The organism is Paenibacillus sp. LHD-38 (assembly GCF_031157315.1).
Classification (GTDB): Bacteria; Bacillota; Bacilli; order Paenibacillales; family Paenibacillaceae; genus Pristimantibacillus.
In genome coordinates this window covers 111,858-130,380 of sequence record NZ_JAVIFU010000007.1, presented here as the reverse complement: position 1 = coordinate 130,380, position 18,523 = coordinate 111,858, and the positions used below count along the sequence as shown (strand labels likewise).

Genomic DNA, 18,523 nt, shown 5'->3' with positions numbered 1-18,523 from the left:
ATAAAACGACCAAAAGAAAAAAGGCCAACCTAAAATTCAGGTCGACCTAATCATACGAAACTACTTTCCCATCATCCCGTTTTCAAGTTCGAAAACTTATACTTTCTGATGCGGTAATCCCAACTGGCAAGTCGGACTTTCAGAATAAAATATTCCTAAATCCGTAAATATTTTGCGAGTCATCTCCATATGCCCATATTGGTTTGGATGTATAGTGTCGTTTAACCAATCTCCTCTTACATCCCCTTGATTCGGCTTCTGACTTTGCCAATACGCATAATGGTCGATCAAAACCAGATTCTTTGCCAAAGCTTCCTCGCGAATGATTTCGACGTACCCGGCTAGCTCCGCTCTTGTCCGATCATTCTTGATATCAATCGGGTTCGGCGTTTGCAAAACGGGGATAGCCCCTATTTCCCGGATACGATGAATGATTTGGGCCAAATTATTTTTGAATAAAAGGCACCCCGACTGTCCCCGCGTACAATCGTTCATACCGATCATCACAAAAACTACGGCAGGGGAAAACCTCGTTATCCTTTCATCAAACGTTTCCAATAGATCACTCGCGGTATGGCCGCTTATTCCTGTATTGATCACAACATCATGGAACTGGCGGAGCTCCCAACGCAATCTTTCTTGGAAATGCTCGACATAGCTTCTAAAACCATTGGTATGCTGAGCCCCATGGGTAATGCTATCTCCGGTAAATATCCAAATCGTGCTGCGATTTTCATGAAGCAGCTGCTTGATTTCATGAAAATCCTGCGGCATATTGACCACCTCTCTCCATACATTGAAGTTTTAACCGACAATACCGGTTCGTTCTACACTTTCCACGAAATATCTTTGTACGAACATATACATAATGATCAATGGCGCCATGACAAGCAGCGTTCCTGTATTTAAGATCATCGAAACATACAGCGGATCGTTCGTAATCGTTTGATAGATTTGCGCTGTTAAGGCAGATACTTGTGTCGAAAGCACCTGCTCCTTATTAAAGAAAAGCGAAACGAAGTAGCTGTCATTCCATTGCCATACGAAAGAGAATAGGATGACTGTAATGAACGCCGGTATGGCATTCGGTAAAATGATGCGAAAAAATGTGGCCCCTATTCCGCAGCCATCCACATAAGCCGCTTCTTCCAGCTCCTTCGGAATCGCTCGGAAAAATTGGCGGAAAATAAAGATGTAAAGACCATTTTTCAATCCGGCGGCTAAAGATGACGACATAATAAACGGCCACACGGTATCAATCAAATTGATGCCGTCCTGCCCGAACCACCCGAGAATCCCGAAGAAATCAAAGTAACGATACGTTAAATACGTAGGGATCATCAAGGTTTGCGGCGGAACAACGATCGTAAAGATGACTAGGAAAAACAGAACCTCGCTTCCCCAAAAGCGCAAGCGGGCGAACGCATACGCCGCCAGAGCGCATGACAGCACCTGCAGGAGAGTCGTACCCGCGGAGATGAAAAGGGTATTCTTAAAAGCAATCCAATAATTCATGGCATCCATCGCTTTTATCACATTGTCCAATGTGAAGCTTTTAGGAATCCATAATACCGTCGGGTCATACATGTCGCTCCTGTTACGGAACACAACGGACAATTTCTGGATCAGCGGATACAGAATAATAAAACACAAGCCTGTGACAAGCAGCGCCCGAAATGCGATCCAGCCCCACCGCTTGACGGTTTCCAATGGATTCAAATGCTTGATCGATTTTCGAATCGTTAGCAATCTTGTTTGCACAGCCCGCACCTCCCTGTCGAACTAGTCGTAGTAAAATACTCTCTTAGAGATGACCCAGCCAATGATGAGCAATAGCAAGGAGATGATTGAGAAATAGATCCATGACATTGCTGCGCTTTGACCGAATTCGAATTGTGCAAAAGCGGTCTTAGAGATCAATCCGCTCATGGAATTGTTATTAAATGAATCGATAACGGAATAAATGGTGTTTGTCAAAATTAACGGAGTCATCATCGGAAACGTAATCTTCCAAAAAATTTCGTACCCCGTTGCGCCCTCCATCTTCGCAGATTCGTACAAAGAGGGAGAGATGGACTGAAGAGCCGCCAGGAAGATCAAGATTTGCACGCCGGATGAACCAATAATTTCATAAATTCGATCCACCGCGCCTGTTAAATAAAAGACGAAGCCTTTGGCCATGCCCGATTCCAACAGCATCTTCTCCAGCTCGAAACTTTGCAGGAAATTGCCGCCTTCTTCGGCCGACCCGCTCGTAGATTGCATAACGTTGGCAATAAAATTGTTCGTTTCCAAACCCGCTATAGCTGATGAAGCTATAATTACCGGGAGAAAGAAGATCGCGCGGGCCAACGTACGTCCTTTAAACCTCTGATTGAGGAGAACGGCTGCGAACAAACTGAAAATAATAATGATCGGCACATTGACCAACATCTTGCTTACCGCTTCCACCAGCGTTCGGTTGAACGTCGGGTGAGTAAACAGTAAAGTTTTAAAGTTCGCAAGTCCTTCGTATTCGGTTATAAAACCGCCTGTTGCTAATTTTAATGTGCTAATACTGAACCGGAAAGACTGGAACAGCGGAATTAGGAACAGAAACGCAAACCCCATCATCCACGGGGCCGCAAACAACACGCCGTACCATGCTTTTCTTTGCTCCAGCGATGTCCTTTTCTTTAACAATTTAGTCACCCCCCGCCCAGTAGCCTTCAGCGTCAATTTGAATACCGTCAATCGCAGCTGCTTGATTTCCATAGTTCACGATAATCTCAAATCCATTCTCGTAAGTCGTTCGATACACTTCTTCTGCAAGCTTCTCATGCGATTGAATGGTTTGTCCCCTTACCTTTTGTAAAACCCGATTCGCTTCCGCATACAACTCTGAAGCTTCGTTCAACCAATCCTTATAATAGGAAGAGAATAAGTAATCGTACTTTGTATCTTTAACAACTGCAGGATCCGCATAAAACCAATCATAATAAACAGCTGAACCCGTCTCCAGCGCTTTCAGCAGCTTTTGGCGTCCTGCTTGCAAATCCGTATTCCATGCTTTTCCTGCCGCATCGACATATCCATGCAGCACCATCGAGTAGAACGGAACATCCTCATCAAGAATCGTATACCGGCTGCTTTGAAGCGGCGCTTCGACGACGATATCGGCATAAGAAGCCGCATATACGTTTCCTCCCGAGACCATGATTCGATCCACGCTCGATCCTAATTTATCCGTCTGCTGCTCCGCAAAGTTTCTCGCCTGCTGCCGATCCACCATCGCTTCCGTCTTAAAGTCGGAATTGACGTCAGACGCAAGATCGCGTAACGACAATCCTGTTACCCCGAGATTCTTATACCGCTTTGCGAAAGCTTCAACAGTAGGCTCAAGCGCCGAAGGCGAGAGCACGTAATGCAAGAACCGGCTTTTGTCCTCCAGATAATAAACCGGACTATATTCATAGACCTTAGCTTTCTTTTTGTTTAAAAACATTGCCGCCTCCGATGAGCCTTTATGCTTTCTTAGAAAAGCGACATCAGGGTACAACGCAATTCCGTTTTTATTCGAAAATTCCTTTAACTCTTCAAAGTCGCGGGCTCCGCCCAGCTTTGACTCCAAATGAATGTCTTTCGGAGACTCATGCCGAATGCCTCCGTTAAACCATCCTGAGTAGCGAAGATGAATATTCGATATTCCCTCTTGCAGCAAAAGCTCAGAGATTTCAATCGCTTCCTTGTATTTCGTCAAAGGCTCAAGGCTTTCGTACGGAACGCCGAGAAGCGACTGTTTCCGAGGAAACGCCCCTTCAACTTGCAATACAAAAGGAAGCTCTGTGTTCTCCGAGATTCGCTCCCAGCCGTATTGATCCGCAAGTCTTTCCCTGTAAAGCTTCGCCATGCCTGAGTAAGAGGCTGACGTTCCGTTCAGAAAGCTGTAACTGATCTTAAGATCTCCCTCGTAAATGCGGGATTGAAATACAGGAATCGCGCTTTTCTGTTCTCCGGAGGACAGCGAGATTTGGTCCGCTGCCATAAGATCAAATTGAGGCGACACATAATTATAGGTGTGATTCCGGCCGCTTATATCTGCCGTTATGCTTGCAAACGCCTCCGCCTCTTCAATGACTCCCATCATAGCATGACGTCCTTTAACGATCCCGAAGACGGGCATGCGGATCGGCATGTTCGTTTGAATCTTCTCTTTTTGAACGACCGCAGCATCTTCACCGTAAACAGGCGCTCTATATGGATCTGTCGCCGTTTTCCCGTTATTCAGGTGAATAAGCGCACCGGACCCATCCGGGACGAACATATAGCCTTGATCTTTCAAGCCTGCGGCGCCGAAATATTCCAATACATGAAGGGAAAGAATTGGAAATTTTTCAGGATACTTGATTTCGTTAGTTGGAACGGATACGAAGAGACGCTCCCCTTCCAAGGTGTAGATGACCGAAACCTTGAATTGAATCGATTTCGCTGATGAGACGGATTCCATCCCATTCTCCTTATTGTCGTAGGCAGCGTCTTCGCTTGTATACCCTATAGACTCTAAGATCCCCGCGACTTCCTCTACCACGAAAGGCTGCATCGGTCTAGGCGTGTAGACCTTATTATTTTTATCGAATGCAAATTTATACGCGACACTTTTCTGAGCCTTTTCGTCTTCGATTTTTTTAATAATTTCCTCTTGAAACCGCTGCTCGCTAATCGCGAGCGGAATGATATCGAGTCCTTTGACTACGTTGCCAAGCGTATAAGTGACTTTCACGCCTTGGTCCACTTTCCCGATTTCAAATTGGTTTTTTTTAACGCTGTCGTCAAAACTGTTAAAAGTGCTGACTTGTCCCTTTTCGTTATAATAGGAAAGCTTCACCTGCGACGATAACAAGGATTGATAAAGTGGAGTAAGCTTCTCATTGGACTTCAAATCTTGGGGATTCGAGTACCACATTTCGCCCGATGCCCGATCAAGCACGGCAATTTCGGTCGTTGCCGGATGAATGTATAAGGAGAGAGCTTCATTGCTTGCCGCTTCGATCATACCATTCTCCGAAGCCGAGCCGGATAAGGGGATCACGTTTGTTACTGCGTTACCTTCCGCATTCGCTGAAACGGCAAGGGTTTCTTGATGATTAGAACCGGCGTTTTGCCGCTTCACATATCCCCAGCTGACTGCCCCGAGCGCAAGGACACAGACGGCTAGTAGCATAATTCCGGTTTTTTTCACGCTATCCCCTCCTTTCACATGCGGAAAATAATTTCGTTGTATATGGATATTGCGAAGGAAAGCATTTGCTGCATTACACTGAACAACAGCAAGGATAAGAACAGAATAATACCGATCATTACAATCGTAAGCAGCATCGTGACAATCGTTTTACCCGGCGTATATTGATGGACCGTCATCGTGCCCACAAATAATAGCCATAGCGACCATAATACGGCAACTGTATTTAGCAAGTAATAGAAGGAGCTTTCTTCCGCGGTCACGACATGACTCAATGCAAGCTGCGGCAAATAAACGATAATTAAAGGAAGAAGAGCATAACCGGTTGCCATGATGATATCCTTGAAGGAACCCTCGCCTTCCATCAGTGTCGTTAACGACCAGTTGGCCACACACCAAAGAAGGAACGGGATGACAACGAATTTCAGTTCATTAAAGCTATTAAATTCAGAAACATCGTTGTAGTTCACTATAAATCCGCTGAACTGCCGCTTTAAAATGATCGCAACAAAAAGTCCGAGCAGAATGCCGAAGGCAATTCCGACCTTGCCCTTTTGCTCATATTTCATTTCCCAAAATCCGTTAAAAGGATGGATAGCGGTGTAGAACGGATTTTTCCATATTCCCATTTCCGTATAATGGACCGCGGTTGCCGTTCTGAACCTTTTTCTGACAAACATGTAAGCAGCGGCCGCAAGCGCAATGGCTCCTGCCATATATCCGAAATTTCTTTCCAGCCACAGCTCACGGTTCCGTTTGAAAGCCTCCGAATAATAGCTGCGATTGTTTCCCAATTCGAAGTGGGCCATCGCTTCTGCGTAGCGGTCTTGCTTTAACAACGCTTTCCCTAAACCGATATAGGCGATCTCATTATTTCGATTCAGTCGAAGCGTTTCGTTCCATGCTTCTGCAGCCTGCTCCATGTTTCCGTCGTAATGGGATGTCACAGCTTTGCGGACGGCTTTACCGTAAACCGTCGGTTCAAACACAGTGATGGTTCCAAGCATTCGGTCCGAGACATAGATGTTGTCTTCGAACGAGTCAAGTGCTGACGGAGCTTTAAATCTCCCCAGCTGACTGCCGATTCCGCCAAACTGGTACAATAAGTGACCATCTTTATCGTATGAGAAAATACGGCCTCTCTTAAAATCGAGAGCGTTATAAATCCCTGCCCGTTCGGACACTACATCGATGAATGTGGAGCCCCCCTTAACACTTCCGGTTTGCGTAATTTGTATATCGCCTTTCGGAGGATGAAACCCCTCGCGCCGCAAAATGTCGACCCCGGACGGATTCAATCGTTTCACCAGCTCGTTCGAACCGACTTCTGATGTCGTTGTGTACATAAAACCATGTTCATCAATATCAACATTGTTAAACTCCAACGGAACGAACAGAACCATTTGTTCCCGCTGTTCTTCCGTTGAGATCCGTTTCCAGAGGAGGTCGACAGGGTTGAACTTCACCCGGTTTGTCCCGATAAACCCTACAAACTTACCGTCCCCGTCAAATTCCATAAGTCCTTCGTACGCTCCCTTGCTGACAACATACATTCGCTTTGCCTTATCCAGCACAAGCTTAATAGGCGCGAATTGAAAGTTGGTCCGGATAAGCGATGACTTTGGCTCTTCAACCGTATTGACGAGACTCCCGTCCTTCGTCAATTCGACGATACGCCGATTTAACGTGTCTGCTACAAAAATGTGTCCATTCTCCGGGTCCACAAACACTCCTTGCGGCTCGTTGAAATGGTCCTCCGTGCCGTTATTTTGGAAAGAATCGATTACCCTGGCCTGCTCCGTTTCCTGATCAATGATGATGATTCGGTGGTTACCCGTATCAGCAATATACAAAGCCCCGTCCTTATCGATAAAAATATCGTTAGGCGAACGAAACGCCCCCACTTTCAACTGCTTTCCGTCGAACGTTCTGGACGAAGCGTACGGCAGGGGGGAAGGGTGAGCCTCTTTGTCATAAGAATAGATGTACCCCGGATAATTGGAAGCGAATGCTTCCGCCGGAATAGCTAAATACAGCAGCATGGCAATGAGGACCCCTAGGATGCCTTTGATTTTCAAAACGTTGCCCCTCCCTCTTTATTCCTTCATGCCCGAGGTCGACATGGTTTGCATTACATTGCTTTGCGTCAAAATAAATACAGCGATCGGGACCATCATCATCAGAAACGTTACTGCTGCGAAAACTCCCGTTCTGGCGATCCCGCCCTGAACGATTTGGCTGAATGCGTAATCCATCGTCTTCAGCTGTTCGCTGTAGATAAACGTTTGTGCGCCGGCATTTGCGGCCCACAAACGTTGGAACGAAAACAAAATGAGCGTAAGCCAAGCCGGCTTGACCATCGGCATAACGATCGTCCAGAAAATCCGGTACTCGGTTGCGCCATCGATTTTCGCAGCCTCAAGCAACACATCTGGAATTTGATCCATAAATTGCTTCATCAAGTACAAGCCTAACGAAAATCCGAAAGCAGGCAATATTAACGCGCCATAGTTGTCGATGAGCCCCACCCATGACATCGTCATGTAGTTCGGAATCGCCGTAACGTGCGGCGAGAACATGAGGGAAAGAACGACCATGCCGAACAATAATTGTTTACCGGGGAAATGATGCTTCGCGAGCGGATAAGCCGCAGCCGAAGCCAGAATGACATGGCCCGCCGTCCCTACGACTGCAACGAATACCGTGTTGAACACATACCTTGAAAACGGGATCCAAGAATCAGTAAACAGATACAGCAAGTCAAAAAAGTTATCCAGCGTCGGATTTCTAACAAAAAACCGAGGCGGAAACACGAAAATTTCATCCATAGGCTTAAACGCGTTGCTAATGGCAAAGACGAGCGGCAAGGCCATGAATGCAGCTACGCAGCCGATCATTATAAACAGCAAAATGTCTACACTGATCGAACGGTTCAGGCGCTTAGGCAACAACCACCGAAGAATCATTGCGCTTATTCCCCCACTTTCTTTAAAAGCCGCTGTGTCACAAGATTCATTCCAAGCATAAGTCCGAACAACACAGTTGCTATTGCCGATGCGTATCCCATTTCAAAACGAATGGTTCCGTAGTCCATAAGGTGAGTGACGATCGTATGCGCGGCATAATCCGTACTCGGGAAGCCCGTCAATGAAATACTAACCTCGGCAACCGCAAACGAAGTCGTCAATTGGATTACCGCACCAAACATAAGCTGCGGCCGCATAGATGGAAGCGTAATAAACCAAAGCTCCTGCCAACGGTTCCGGATCCCGTCCATGGCCCCCGCTTCAAACAGCGTCTGATCAATGCCCTGGAGACCGGCGATAAACGCTAGGAACGCTGTCCCCAAGCTTAACCAAAGCTGCACAACCATAACAATACCAAGCATGTACTTAGGGTCTTGAAGCCAAAGGATCGGCTCCGATATAAAGCCCCACTGCATTAAGAATGAATTGAAGTACCCGTATGAGTCACCATTAAACATAATTTGCCAAATCATAAACGCGCTGCCCGCAATGGAGGGTGCGTATAAGATTAATGTAATGAATGCCCTAATTTTCGGAGGCAGCTCATTGATGAGCCATGCGAAAATAAAGCAAGCTAAATAACTGATAGGACCAGTAACCGCGGCGAATAAAAACGTGTTTTTTAATGCGATTAAAAAAACATCATCCTTCACGAATAACCGTACATAATTGTCCCATCCGGTCCACCGAGGAAATTCAAGCATGTTGAAATTCGTAAAGCTAAGCGCCAGAGACATCATGACGGGAAGCACAGTAAACAGGAAAAAAATGATAAAAAACGGCGCCAACAATATATACGAATGCTTATTTAACTTCATATCTTGAACCAAGGTATTTAATTTCGTCGTCTTTGACTGGGGCTGCACGTTCACTACGGAACGTTCACGAGCTGTGCTTTGGATAAGAATCCCCTCATTTCTCTATTGGAAGCCCGAATTCTTTTCGTTTGATCGTCATTTCTTCATTCACATATCGGACGTAGAGATCAATCGTCTCCCTTGCGTCATCCCCCTGTAAAACAACTCTTCGGAACGCATTGTCCAGATGTCTGCCCGTAAAGTAACCCCCTGGAACCTCCGGAATTCCTTTTACCCACTGCCATTGTCCCATCAGCTTCGTTAAGTCTGCTGTTGGCCAAGGCAGCTCTTGAAGCGCCTCAATATTTGCTGTAGGGTAGCGAGCGGCAATGCCCATCAGCCCTTCCATCTCAAGGCCGAAATCGACCTGAGCCTCTTTCGCGGTCCACCATTTCGTAAATTCCCACGCAGCTTGCTTATGCTCAGCATCTTTAAACATGACAACGCCGAATCCGCGTCCTGGAGCTTCACGGCGTACATCTCCGTTATCCAAACGAGTGCCCGGCACCGGCGCAAAGTCCCACAAGCCCCGGATTTCCGGCGCACTGACGCTTAAATGGTTGTACGTCGAATAATCTGCAATCCCAATCGGCATTTCACCGGTTCTGAATCGGTTTGGAAAGTCAAACGTGATGGGCAGCTTATAGTTCGCATACAATTCTGTCCACTTTTGAAACGCTTGGATCGACACTTCCGTATCAAGGGCACTGGATTTGCCGTCCTTCTGGTATAACTCACCGTCACTCTGATACAACATCATGGTGTATGCCGGATTTGGCGGCATCTGATCCGTTACCGCCGATGCATCGAGCGTTGCCTGAGGCAGACCGAATTGCAGGTTGTTCTTTTGCAGCACCGGGATCATCTGGTAAACATCTTCCCACGTTTCCGGAACGCTTAGCCCGAGCTCGTGGAGTATATCTTCCCGATAGAAGAGCACCGGAAATATTTGCTGCTCCGGCAGCGCATAATATTTGCCCAAATATTCGTATGGAACCATCGCGCTCGGCTGGAACCGCTTGATCACTTCATCGAAGTCTTCAAATTCGGATAAATCCTGAAGCGCGCCGCGCATCGCAAAATTAACCGGAACATCGTTCCCAACCTGTATCGCCACGTCCGGACCTTTACCCGCAAGCGTTGCGGAAAGCAGTACGTTAGCGGAAACAAGCTGAAGATTAATCGGGATGCCCGTTTCGGAGGTGAAATCATTATCGATCATTTTCTTTAACGTTTGAGCTTGGTCTCGTCCTGTCAGCACCCATACAGAAACAGCTTCATCTTCATTTTCAACCGTACCGACGCTGGCGTAGTCCTCGAAGAAAGAAGCAAGGAACGAGGCGTTTTCATGGACAAACTTTTCGAAGAAGGTCGCTTTCGCTCTCGGCAAATCTGCGCCAGGCGATGTCACTAACAAATAGTCGACGGCCAGGGGCTGTTCCTTCACCTGCATCATCCATGTGCCGAGCGCGCCTACATTCGTCTTGAAGGGCTCCAGACGGGACGGAATCGTTTCAGGACGTTTAGCCATATCCTTCAACTGATAGGATAAGGTTTGAAGCAGCGCTGTCCGTTCGCTCGTTTTTCCGTCGTAACCCTCGAGCAAGGCAGCAACTCCATCGATCGTCTCACTCTGTAGAAGTAACCCTTCTATTAACTCCGGGATCCGTTTCTCTAATTGATAATCGCGGAATGGATCCGGCACCACGCCGGTAAAGCTAATGATTTTCCGGTAAAGCGAATTCAGCTCTAATACACTGGATTCCACGGTCCGCAATATCGGAGCAAGCTCCCCGAGCGTGACTTCCAGCCGCAGACGATGTTTCCCTTCCGTTAAATAGAACATATAAGGCTCCTTGGCTTCCGAGCCCAGCACTTTCATTTGCCAATCGCCGCTGTATTCAAATGAAAGCCTGCCTGCTTCTTTAAATGGAGTTTTCCCGTCAACGTATAGCGCCCTTGTTGATGACAGCCCTCTATTGGCAGTTTGTTTGCTTTTCAGCGCAATTTGGTATAAACCGCTTGACGGCACCTCGATCTCCCACTCAATCCACTGCCCGGGCATTCTCCAATTCCAGCCGCCGATCGCATTCATGCGCATTTTCGAGACGTGATACGGCTCTGTGGCAGGAGTGCGGTCCATGATCGGATACAATGTCGAGCTCGACTTCAATACGGCGTCTTCAGCCTGCAATTTAACGAAAGCATTGGAAGCTTCCGCATAACCGTTCTGCTTATATACGTCCAATTGATCCTTGTAATCAATCATTTTTTCTGTCTGGAATAATTCGATCCAATCAATAACTGCCGGCTCTTTTAATGAGGTTAATGATAGGGTATGAATCCCCTCGCTAAAATAAATAAAATAAGGCTCTTCATAATATCCAGTTATGTCCCGAAGCGCAACCTCTTGCCAAACCGACTCTTCCGTATGATTCGGCCGAATATCGTTGCCGCGATCATCTCGTTCAACTTTACTCCGTTCACTCTTCCAAGTCCGTTGCAAAAAAATGCTGTTCGCTTCTGCGAACGGGATTTGCCCATCAATACGAAGCTCACGTTCAATATCTGAATTTTTCCCAGGTGTATTGAAATAGCGGAGTTTGATATTGTAAAGCCCAGCGTTCTTTACTTCGAACTTCCAGTGAATAGTGCCTGTTTCATCGGCAAGCACGGCACCGCCGCTCTTCCCGTTTTCGTCCTCGAATCGGACGGCTTTCATCCCTTCAACGGACTCGTAATGCTCAGCTTCGAATCGAATGACCTGCTTTGGCTTGGCCTCATCTTTATACCGGTCGAGATAACGGTCGTATCCGTTCGCTTTAAACGCCGGCTCGATTGCCAATGATGATTCCCCCGTCTCGGCCGACTTCTCTTCTGCCGAAATGCCTGGCGCAATCGCCAACAACCCTGCGGCGAGCGCTGCAGAGCAGCAAGCCGCTACAAATTTTTTGATGTTAGATGACTGGCGCAATCGAAGCTCCCCTTCCTCTTACACGTGCACCTCCAGCGTGATGGCATGGAGGTGCATCGCAAGAGATCGTTAAATGATGCTTACCTCAAAATTACTCCAAAATTTGCTTCATCGAAGATTCCAACAGCGGCTTGATCTTCTCAATTGCCGTAGCAGGCGTTTCTTTTCCTTCGGCCATGTTCTTTGTAGCTTCATCGAGAATGCCGGTAGCTTCTGGATATACCGTGTAGTTGATGTACTCCACGTTATCGCTCATCTGTTTTACTGTGTCGATAATCTCAGCAGAAGGATATGTCGCTTGCCGCGATTCGTTCACCATATCCTGAACATCCTGATAAACGGTTGTCCACAATGTTATTTCGTCCAATACCTTCGCTGCAACTTCCGCGTTTTTGGACATTTTCGAAACAGCCCACATATTGCCGAACGGTGTATGGGTCGTGTATTTTTCCGCTTTCGGGCCTTTCGGGAAGAACACGAAGCCAAGCTCGTCCGTCATGTTCTGCTTGTAGTCGCCCACTTGCCACGTAAAGTGAAGCGTCATTGCCACCTTGCCATCAACAAAATTTTGTCCAGCTGTATCAACAACTTTGTGCGTATTGTACAAATCATAGAAAGCTTGTGCAGCTTCCATCGCGTTCGGGCTGTCCAACGAGAACTTTGGAGATCCGTCTTCCGCTACATCAACCGACGAGTTGTTTGTATAGACGAACATATTAAATAGATCTCTAGCGCCGGCGCTCAAACCAACTGTGTCCACTTTGCCGTCGCCGTCCGAATCTTTCGTTGCGCTCTTTGCGATTTCTACGAATTTATCCCAAGTCCATTCACCTTTTTGCTGCAGCTGGTAAGGATCTTCAAGACCCAGCTTTTGGAACAATGTTTTGTTATACCAGACGCCAAAACCGGAAGGAGCGCTATCTACGAGCCCGTATTGTTTTCCTTCATACGTGCCGCCCTTGATCATCCATGCCGGAACCTTCGCCTGGTCAATCGCAATATAATCTTCAAGCGGAGCTACGAAGCCGTCCTTTACAAGCTTCGGGAACATCCAGAACAATTCCAAGCGAACGATGTCTGCAACCGGCTCGCCGGCCAAGGACGTCGTCGTGAATTGCTCCACGAATTGGTTGTAGTCGAGTGTCACAAACTCAATTTTCGTATTGTACTTCTTTTCAACCTGCTCGATCACTTCAATCGATTTTTGAGTATAAGCGTCGCGCTCCGCTTCGGCAACTGCACGCGGATCAGCACTCCACCATGCCGCAATCTTGATCGGCTTGCCTTGCATGTCAATTACTTCTTCGGCCGGTTCTTCCGCAGGTGCTTTTGTTGCTTCAGTCGGCGTTTCCGTTGCGGTTTCCGCAGGTGTTTCTCCACCTGCGCCGTTACCGCTGCTGCAGCCTACAATCGAGAAAATAAATACAAAAGCAAGGATGATGGAAACCAAGTTAAGCGCTTTCAATTTTGACATACGATTACCCCTTTGAATGTAATTTAGAATGCACTTCAAATGACCTGCCCTTTTCTCGCCTTTCTCGGTTCACCTCCCCAATTAGTGTAAGCGCATTCAAGTTGTCGAATTCTTCCCGTCTTATGCGCATTGAAAAGTTAAATTGCAGTCCCTAGAAAAATTGAGTATAACAATTGCAAGGGATTTGTTCCCATTATATTCTTTTTGATGCTTATTGTAAACATGTTGGTATGACATATTTTTAATTTTAAAAAAATGGTTATATCTTTAACAAAAAAAAACATTCATCCCCTTCCTCTTCAGGCGGGGGATGAATGACTGTGTACAGAGTCAAATCGTAAACGTGGATACAACGGCGCCATGGTCGGTCGGCCATTCGTTGTCTTCATGACTGCCAAAGCCCTGCGGGCTGCCTATAATAAAAACTTCCGATTGAATCACCTTTTCATAGCCTTTGCCATAAATAAAATCGATCCGGTCCTGTGGCTCGCGCGGATTAGTCCCCCAAGGGTGGGACTCGGTATGAACCGGCGACCATGTGAACCCCGGCGATACGGCAGGATCGGGATGCACCGCCCGATATGAATCGATCATCCCCGCCAGCTCCGCTTTTTTGGATATCGGCCACTCCACGGTGTAGCCGTTATGACGATGCTTCATATCCGCCCCCCAGTCCAGATGAGAAGGCGCATTAAAGTCGCCCATAAGGAAGACCGGCATCCCGGAATCGAGGAAAGGCTTGATCGCGTCAAGGATTAGAGCGATCTCCGCCCCGCGCTTTTCTTCTTCCATGGCAATAATGTCGGCGACCGGTTTCTCGTCTATGCAGGCCCAGTATGGACCGTAGGGATCGTAGTGCAAGTGGGTGTCGGCGACCAGAATCTTTTGCCCGGAAAGAAGGATGATAACGACTGCAACGGCGCTTACGCCTTCGATATCGAACGCTTCGACAATCGGGTATTTGCTAATCACGCTGCAGTCTAAATATCCGCTGAGAGGGGCTTGTCTCTGATAACAGTACCACCCGAGCTTGTCCGCGATTTCCTTGCCGGGATCGGGTACTTCTTGAATGCCGACAATATCTGCGCCGGACAATTGAACCGCTTTCACAAGCTTATTCATTCCGTCATTCACTTTCATCCCGCCGTGCCAGGTGTTCAGTGTCATCAACGTAACTTTATCAACAGTATTCATGTTCGTTTCACTCCATTTCGGAAACCATCAGTACCAGACTTTTCTTCCTTCGGGCTGATGCTCCGGCTGCTCGTACACCACTGTCCCGTCATTCTGGCGGATCCACGTATCGAACCGACGCTCCCCCTCCTTTAATCGAATGACTCTCGCCCCCGTCGGCAGCAGGTCGTTGCGCACACCGTCCACGAAGCTTACATATCTCGTCGAGCGTCCGTAGCAAAGACGGATGCCATGAAGCGTACCCCAAAAATCGTTGCCATGGTCGTGACCGACTAACGTCCCCATCACATCGCCCATATCCACCATTGCCGCAAACATTCCCGAATTAATCACCGGAGAGGAACAGCAGGAATCATGGCGATGTCCGTAGCAGATGTGAAAATCCCAAACGTCATTGTACTCCGGTATCGGAATATGGAAGAAGGCGAGTGCCGGCAGCGGCTGGTCGCCATTTCCCTTCGTCAGCTCTCGCGACGCTCCGACATACCATTCGATTTGATTTCTGCGAATCCAATCATATCCGCCGACCCGATGACCTATCGGAGAGTAATCGCCGCTATCCAAAAAATAAAGCACGGCTGCCGCGTGATTGTGTTTGTCCGCCACGGTCAACAAAAAGTTCCCTGCCCCGTTAACGCCCTCCGGATCCGGTTTTGCCACGCAATATTCATGTTGCAGCTGCAGCTCATGCATCGTCTTTCTCGGCACTTCGCCCTCCGAGTCGTGATTGCCGAATATGGCCGCCCATGGAATACGGCTTTGCTCTGCCGCAGCTACCGCTTGGCGGAACGAATGAATCGGATCTCTCGCCCGGTTGCTCGCGATCACGTCGCCGGCGAACACAATGAGATCGGGCTTTTCCGCTTCAATGATCCGTTCCATAAGCGCTCTCGTCTCCGCGTCATCCTTCGGCGTTTCAGGATCGTAATCAAATTCATCGAGAAATTCAACATCGGAAAATTGCACGATGACGAACGTACCGTCGTCACGAAATTTCAATTGCCTGTTCATTGTCGGCATCCCCTTCTTCTTCAGGCTGGCTCAGCGATTCATATGTATCTCTACGACTACGGCCGCATGATCGGACGGATAGCGGACGGAATGCGCATTGATCTTGCTGGCTTTCTCCGGACGAAGCTTCGAGCCGTGCGCGTAAATAAAATCGATTCGGTCTCCGATGCATCCTTCCTGCTCCCACGCCGGCCAAGTGACGGACGGATCGGCTGACGGATCCGGATGGACTTCCCGGTACGTATCGCGATACCCCGCCCGCTCCAGCGCAATCGACTGGGGAAACGGGAACGTGTACCCGTTGTGCATCTGCCGGGTCGCTTCAATCCAATCCACATGCGAACCGCTGTTGAAATCGCCGCACAATAGCAGCGGCTCTTGCTCGGAACGGGCAGCCAGCGGCTCCAGCGCACGCATGATCTCTGCCAGCTCCTTCATTCGCCCCCGTTCACCTTCGAGAAGCTGCTCCAAACTCCGGCCGGACTCCCGGTACAGCTCTCCCCAATAATCCGCCAAATAATGCAGCCAGATCGAGAACACGTTTACGCGCAGGCCATCGTTCAGCTTCAACCGCGCACCCCCGCAGTGGAACGGCTGATAAAACGGATAGGTCTCCTCGATCGGGAAGCGACTCATGATGGACAAGTTCGAGCTTCTCAAGTAAAAGTAATAACCGAGCGCATCCGCAATAATCGGTCCCGAGCCGTACGTTTCCTGCATCGCGACGATGTCCGCGCCGCTATCGCGGATGACATCGATGATACGCTTCACGCCGATTTCCGCACCCGTTTCACGTCCGCCGTTCCAAATGTTGAACGTCATGATGCTCAACGTGAGCTCATCGCCGTCCAGCTGCGGCGGAAGAGCCGGCGTGCGGTGCATACCGTAACGCCGGCCTATTTCGTCTGCCGTTAATGCCCGGTCATCGATCCACAGCTTATCGATCCAACCGGGAAACGTCTCCCGCTCCGTATCGCCCTGCGGTTCGCCGCCAATCCAAAGCGTATCCGCACGGAGCCACGCAGGCGGTGACAGCTTAATGCCTGCTGCCGCGGCTTCCCGCGCCTCCAAACCGATATGCGGCGCAAGCATCGGCACGCTGTAAATGGCCACATTCACGCCGTCATAATACAAGCGTACTTCCGGCTGCGCGGCAGCATACGTAAATACGAGCTGATGCCACCGTCCATCCCTGATCGGCTGGCGCGCAAAAGTCGGCTCGTATGTATACACCTCTTCCCCAGATGCCTTCCAGTACCAGGCTCCGCTCGGATTCACACCCATTTTCCAGCCATACTCCCGTTCGCCTATACCCGTGACTGCGGACAGAACCTCGTAAGATCTGCCGTAACCGCTTTCCGGCTCGCCTTTCACCCATACGCTCACAGTGAAATCGCCCGGGTGCTCCTGCAGCGGGTTAGGCTCCGAAACCGCTTTGCGCACAACGGCGGCTCCGCTGAAATGGAGCGCTTGTCCGTTCATGCCCGCACCTTTCTCCGCCTCCGCTTGCTCGTACGTCACCCGCCAGCGGGGCATCGCTCCAACGTTCGGATGTGCATGATGCTGTTCCGTCACGTTACCCATCACCCTTTCCCCATTCACAAATCCTCTCCGTCCTAATTGGCAAGCCCTGTTGATTGCCGGCCGACCCATTCCACTTCAATTTCTACTTTGTTTTGCTGTCGCACGATTCCCTGCTCGATCTGATCCACAAGCATCGCGGCAGCCTGCTTGCCGATTTCATAAAAATTTTGGTTTATCGTCGTAACAGGTATTTCGATGTTTGCGGAAATCTCGTGGTTATCGAAACCTACAATTGATAGATCTTCCGGTACCATTACGTTTCGTTCCACAGCCGCACGCACAAGGTCTACGGCCAAATGATCGTGCTCTGCTTGAATCGCGGTAACACCCTTCTCCAATAAACGATCGATTAACGATTGAACGAATTCCGGTTTTTCTGAGGATTCGTATTTATCTATAAAATCGTCAACGATAATATCTCCATCGACTGAAATAGCTGCATCCTGCAGCGCTTTGCAATAACCGTAGAATCGATCCCTGACAGAGCTTCTGTATTGCAGATTAATGCTTGACACAAAGGCAATATTCCGATGGCCCAATTCAATAAGCTTAGACGCAGCCGTGTAACCGCCATTGAAGTTGTCAGAAGTTACGCTTCCCACTGGCACATTGTCATAATACTGGTCGATCGTCACAATCGGGTGTCGGTTCATATATAGCGAATATACCGCGTCGAGGTTCTTTAATGTACTGACCGGGTAGAGGAGAATGCCTGATACCCCGCGCCGGGGCAGACTATATATCAACTCTTTTTCTTTATCCTTGCTCCAATTGCTCGAATGGATAGCGAGATAGTACCCCTTATCGTCCAAGTAGTCCGTCGCGCCATGAATATAACCTAATAATCCGTTAGCCGCTACATAAGGCAAAATCATCGATATAATCTTGCCCTCCGAGATCGACGAGAGAGAGCGGTTATCGAGCTTTTTCACAAAGCTGCCGCTTCCCCTTTTTCGATATATCAATCCCTCCCGCTCCAACTCGATTAGTGCACGTTTTGATGTAATTCTGCTTACTCCGTGCATTTCAGCAAGTTCAATTTCAGTAGGAATCTGTTGGTCTACCTTGTAATCCCCGGATTCTATCTTATTTTTTAATTCCTTATATATCCTGCTATAAAGTGGTCTGGCATCTTGCGACATAGTCAGCCTCTTTTCTACTTTGTTCCTCATAAAAAAGAGTATA

General features: G+C 48.3%; 13 protein-coding genes. All 13 read right to left on the bottom strand.

From position 1 onward, the window contains the following. Positions 1-96: 96 nt before the first annotated feature. Complete coding sequence (locus RCO25_RS08355; protein WP_308995679.1) at positions 97-774, bottom strand: SGNH/GDSL hydrolase family protein; 678 nt, start codon at positions 772-774, stop codon at positions 97-99. Positions 775-804: 30 nt separating this feature from the next. Next, positions 805-1,761: a carbohydrate ABC transporter permease gene (locus tag RCO25_RS08350; RefSeq protein ID WP_308995678.1), complete on the bottom strand. Its 957-nt coding sequence runs from the start codon at positions 1,759-1,761 to the stop codon at positions 805-807. Positions 1,762-1,782: 21 nt separating this feature from the next. After that, the gene (locus RCO25_RS08345) at positions 1,783-2,691 is read right to left on the bottom strand and encodes a carbohydrate ABC transporter permease (protein WP_308995677.1); all 909 of its coding nucleotides are present in this window, start codon (positions 2,689-2,691) and stop codon (positions 1,783-1,785) included. Next, the gene (locus RCO25_RS08340; protein WP_308995676.1) at positions 2,684-5,218 is read right to left on the bottom strand and encodes a DUF5696 domain-containing protein; all 2,535 of its coding nucleotides are present in this window, start codon (positions 5,216-5,218) and stop codon (positions 2,684-2,686) included. Before RCO25_RS08340 ends, RCO25_RS08345 begins: the two co-directional genes overlap by 8 nt. Positions 5,219-5,232: 14 nt before the next feature. After that, positions 5,233-7,296 carry a YIP1 family protein gene (locus RCO25_RS08335; protein ID WP_308995675.1) on the bottom strand — a complete coding sequence of 688 codons (2,064 nt, stop codon included), beginning with the start codon at positions 7,294-7,296 and terminating at the stop codon, positions 5,233-5,235. An 18-nt stretch (positions 7,297-7,314) separates the two neighbouring features. After that, complete coding sequence (locus RCO25_RS08330; protein WP_308995674.1) at positions 7,315-8,184, bottom strand: carbohydrate ABC transporter permease; 870 nt, start codon at positions 8,182-8,184, stop codon at positions 7,315-7,317. Positions 8,185-8,189: 5 nt separating this feature from the next. After that, a complete protein-coding gene (locus RCO25_RS08325) occupies positions 8,190-9,110 on the bottom strand; it encodes a carbohydrate ABC transporter permease (protein WP_374992085.1) in 921 nt (306 codons plus the stop codon). A 46-nt stretch (positions 9,111-9,156) separates the two neighbouring features. Further along, a complete protein-coding gene (locus RCO25_RS08320; RefSeq protein WP_308995672.1) occupies positions 9,157-12,075 on the bottom strand; it encodes an extracellular solute-binding protein in 2,919 nt (972 codons plus the stop codon). Between the two features lie 91 nt (positions 12,076-12,166). After that, entirely contained in the window at positions 12,167-13,549 is a 1,383-nt protein-coding gene (locus RCO25_RS08315) for an ABC transporter substrate-binding protein (protein ID WP_308995671.1), read from the bottom strand. 330 nt (positions 13,550-13,879) lie between these two features. Continuing rightward, complete coding sequence (locus tag RCO25_RS08310) at positions 13,880-14,743, bottom strand: endonuclease/exonuclease/phosphatase family protein (protein WP_308995670.1); 864 nt, start codon at positions 14,741-14,743, stop codon at positions 13,880-13,882. Between the two features lie 27 nt (positions 14,744-14,770). Beyond that, a complete protein-coding gene (locus RCO25_RS08305; RefSeq protein ID WP_308995669.1) occupies positions 14,771-15,754 on the bottom strand; it encodes a metallophosphoesterase family protein in 984 nt (327 codons plus the stop codon). A gap of 30 nt (positions 15,755-15,784) precedes the next feature. Beyond that, positions 15,785-17,338 (bottom strand): LamG-like jellyroll fold domain-containing protein, encoded by a 1,554-nt coding sequence (locus tag RCO25_RS08300; protein ID WP_308995668.1) that lies wholly within the window; start codon positions 17,336-17,338, stop codon positions 15,785-15,787. A 32-nt stretch (positions 17,339-17,370) separates the two neighbouring features. Then, positions 17,371-18,480: a GntR family transcriptional regulator gene (locus RCO25_RS08295; protein WP_308995667.1), complete on the bottom strand. Its 1,110-nt coding sequence runs from the start codon at positions 18,478-18,480 to the stop codon at positions 17,371-17,373. Positions 18,481-18,523 lie beyond the last annotated feature (43 nt).

What these genes read in the sequence shown, in the direction of transcription:
- RCO25_RS08355 (WP_308995679.1), bottom strand. Translation starts at nt 774, where the DNA reads ATGCCGCAGGATTTTCATGAAATCAAGCAGCTGCTTCATGAAAATCGC.
- RCO25_RS08330 (WP_308995674.1), bottom strand. Translation starts at nt 8,184, where the DNA reads ATGATTCTTCGGTGGTTGTTGCCTAAGCGCCTGAACCGTTCGATCAGT.
- RCO25_RS08315 (WP_308995671.1), bottom strand. Translation starts at nt 13,549, where the DNA reads ATGTCAAAATTGAAAGCGCTTAACTTGGTTTCCATCATCCTTGCTTTT.
- RCO25_RS08310 (WP_308995670.1), bottom strand. Translation starts at nt 14,743, where the DNA reads ATGAATACTGTTGATAAAGTTACGTTGATGACACTGAACACCTGGCAC.
- RCO25_RS08305 (WP_308995669.1), bottom strand. Translation starts at nt 15,754, where the DNA reads ATGAACAGGCAATTGAAATTTCGTGACGACGGTACGTTCGTCATCGTG.
- RCO25_RS08300 (WP_308995668.1), bottom strand. Translation starts at nt 17,338, where the DNA reads ATGGGTAACGTGACGGAACAGCATCATGCACATCCGAACGTTGGAGCG.
- RCO25_RS08295 (WP_308995667.1), bottom strand. Translation starts at nt 18,480, where the DNA reads ATGTCGCAAGATGCCAGACCACTTTATAGCAGGATATATAAGGAATTA.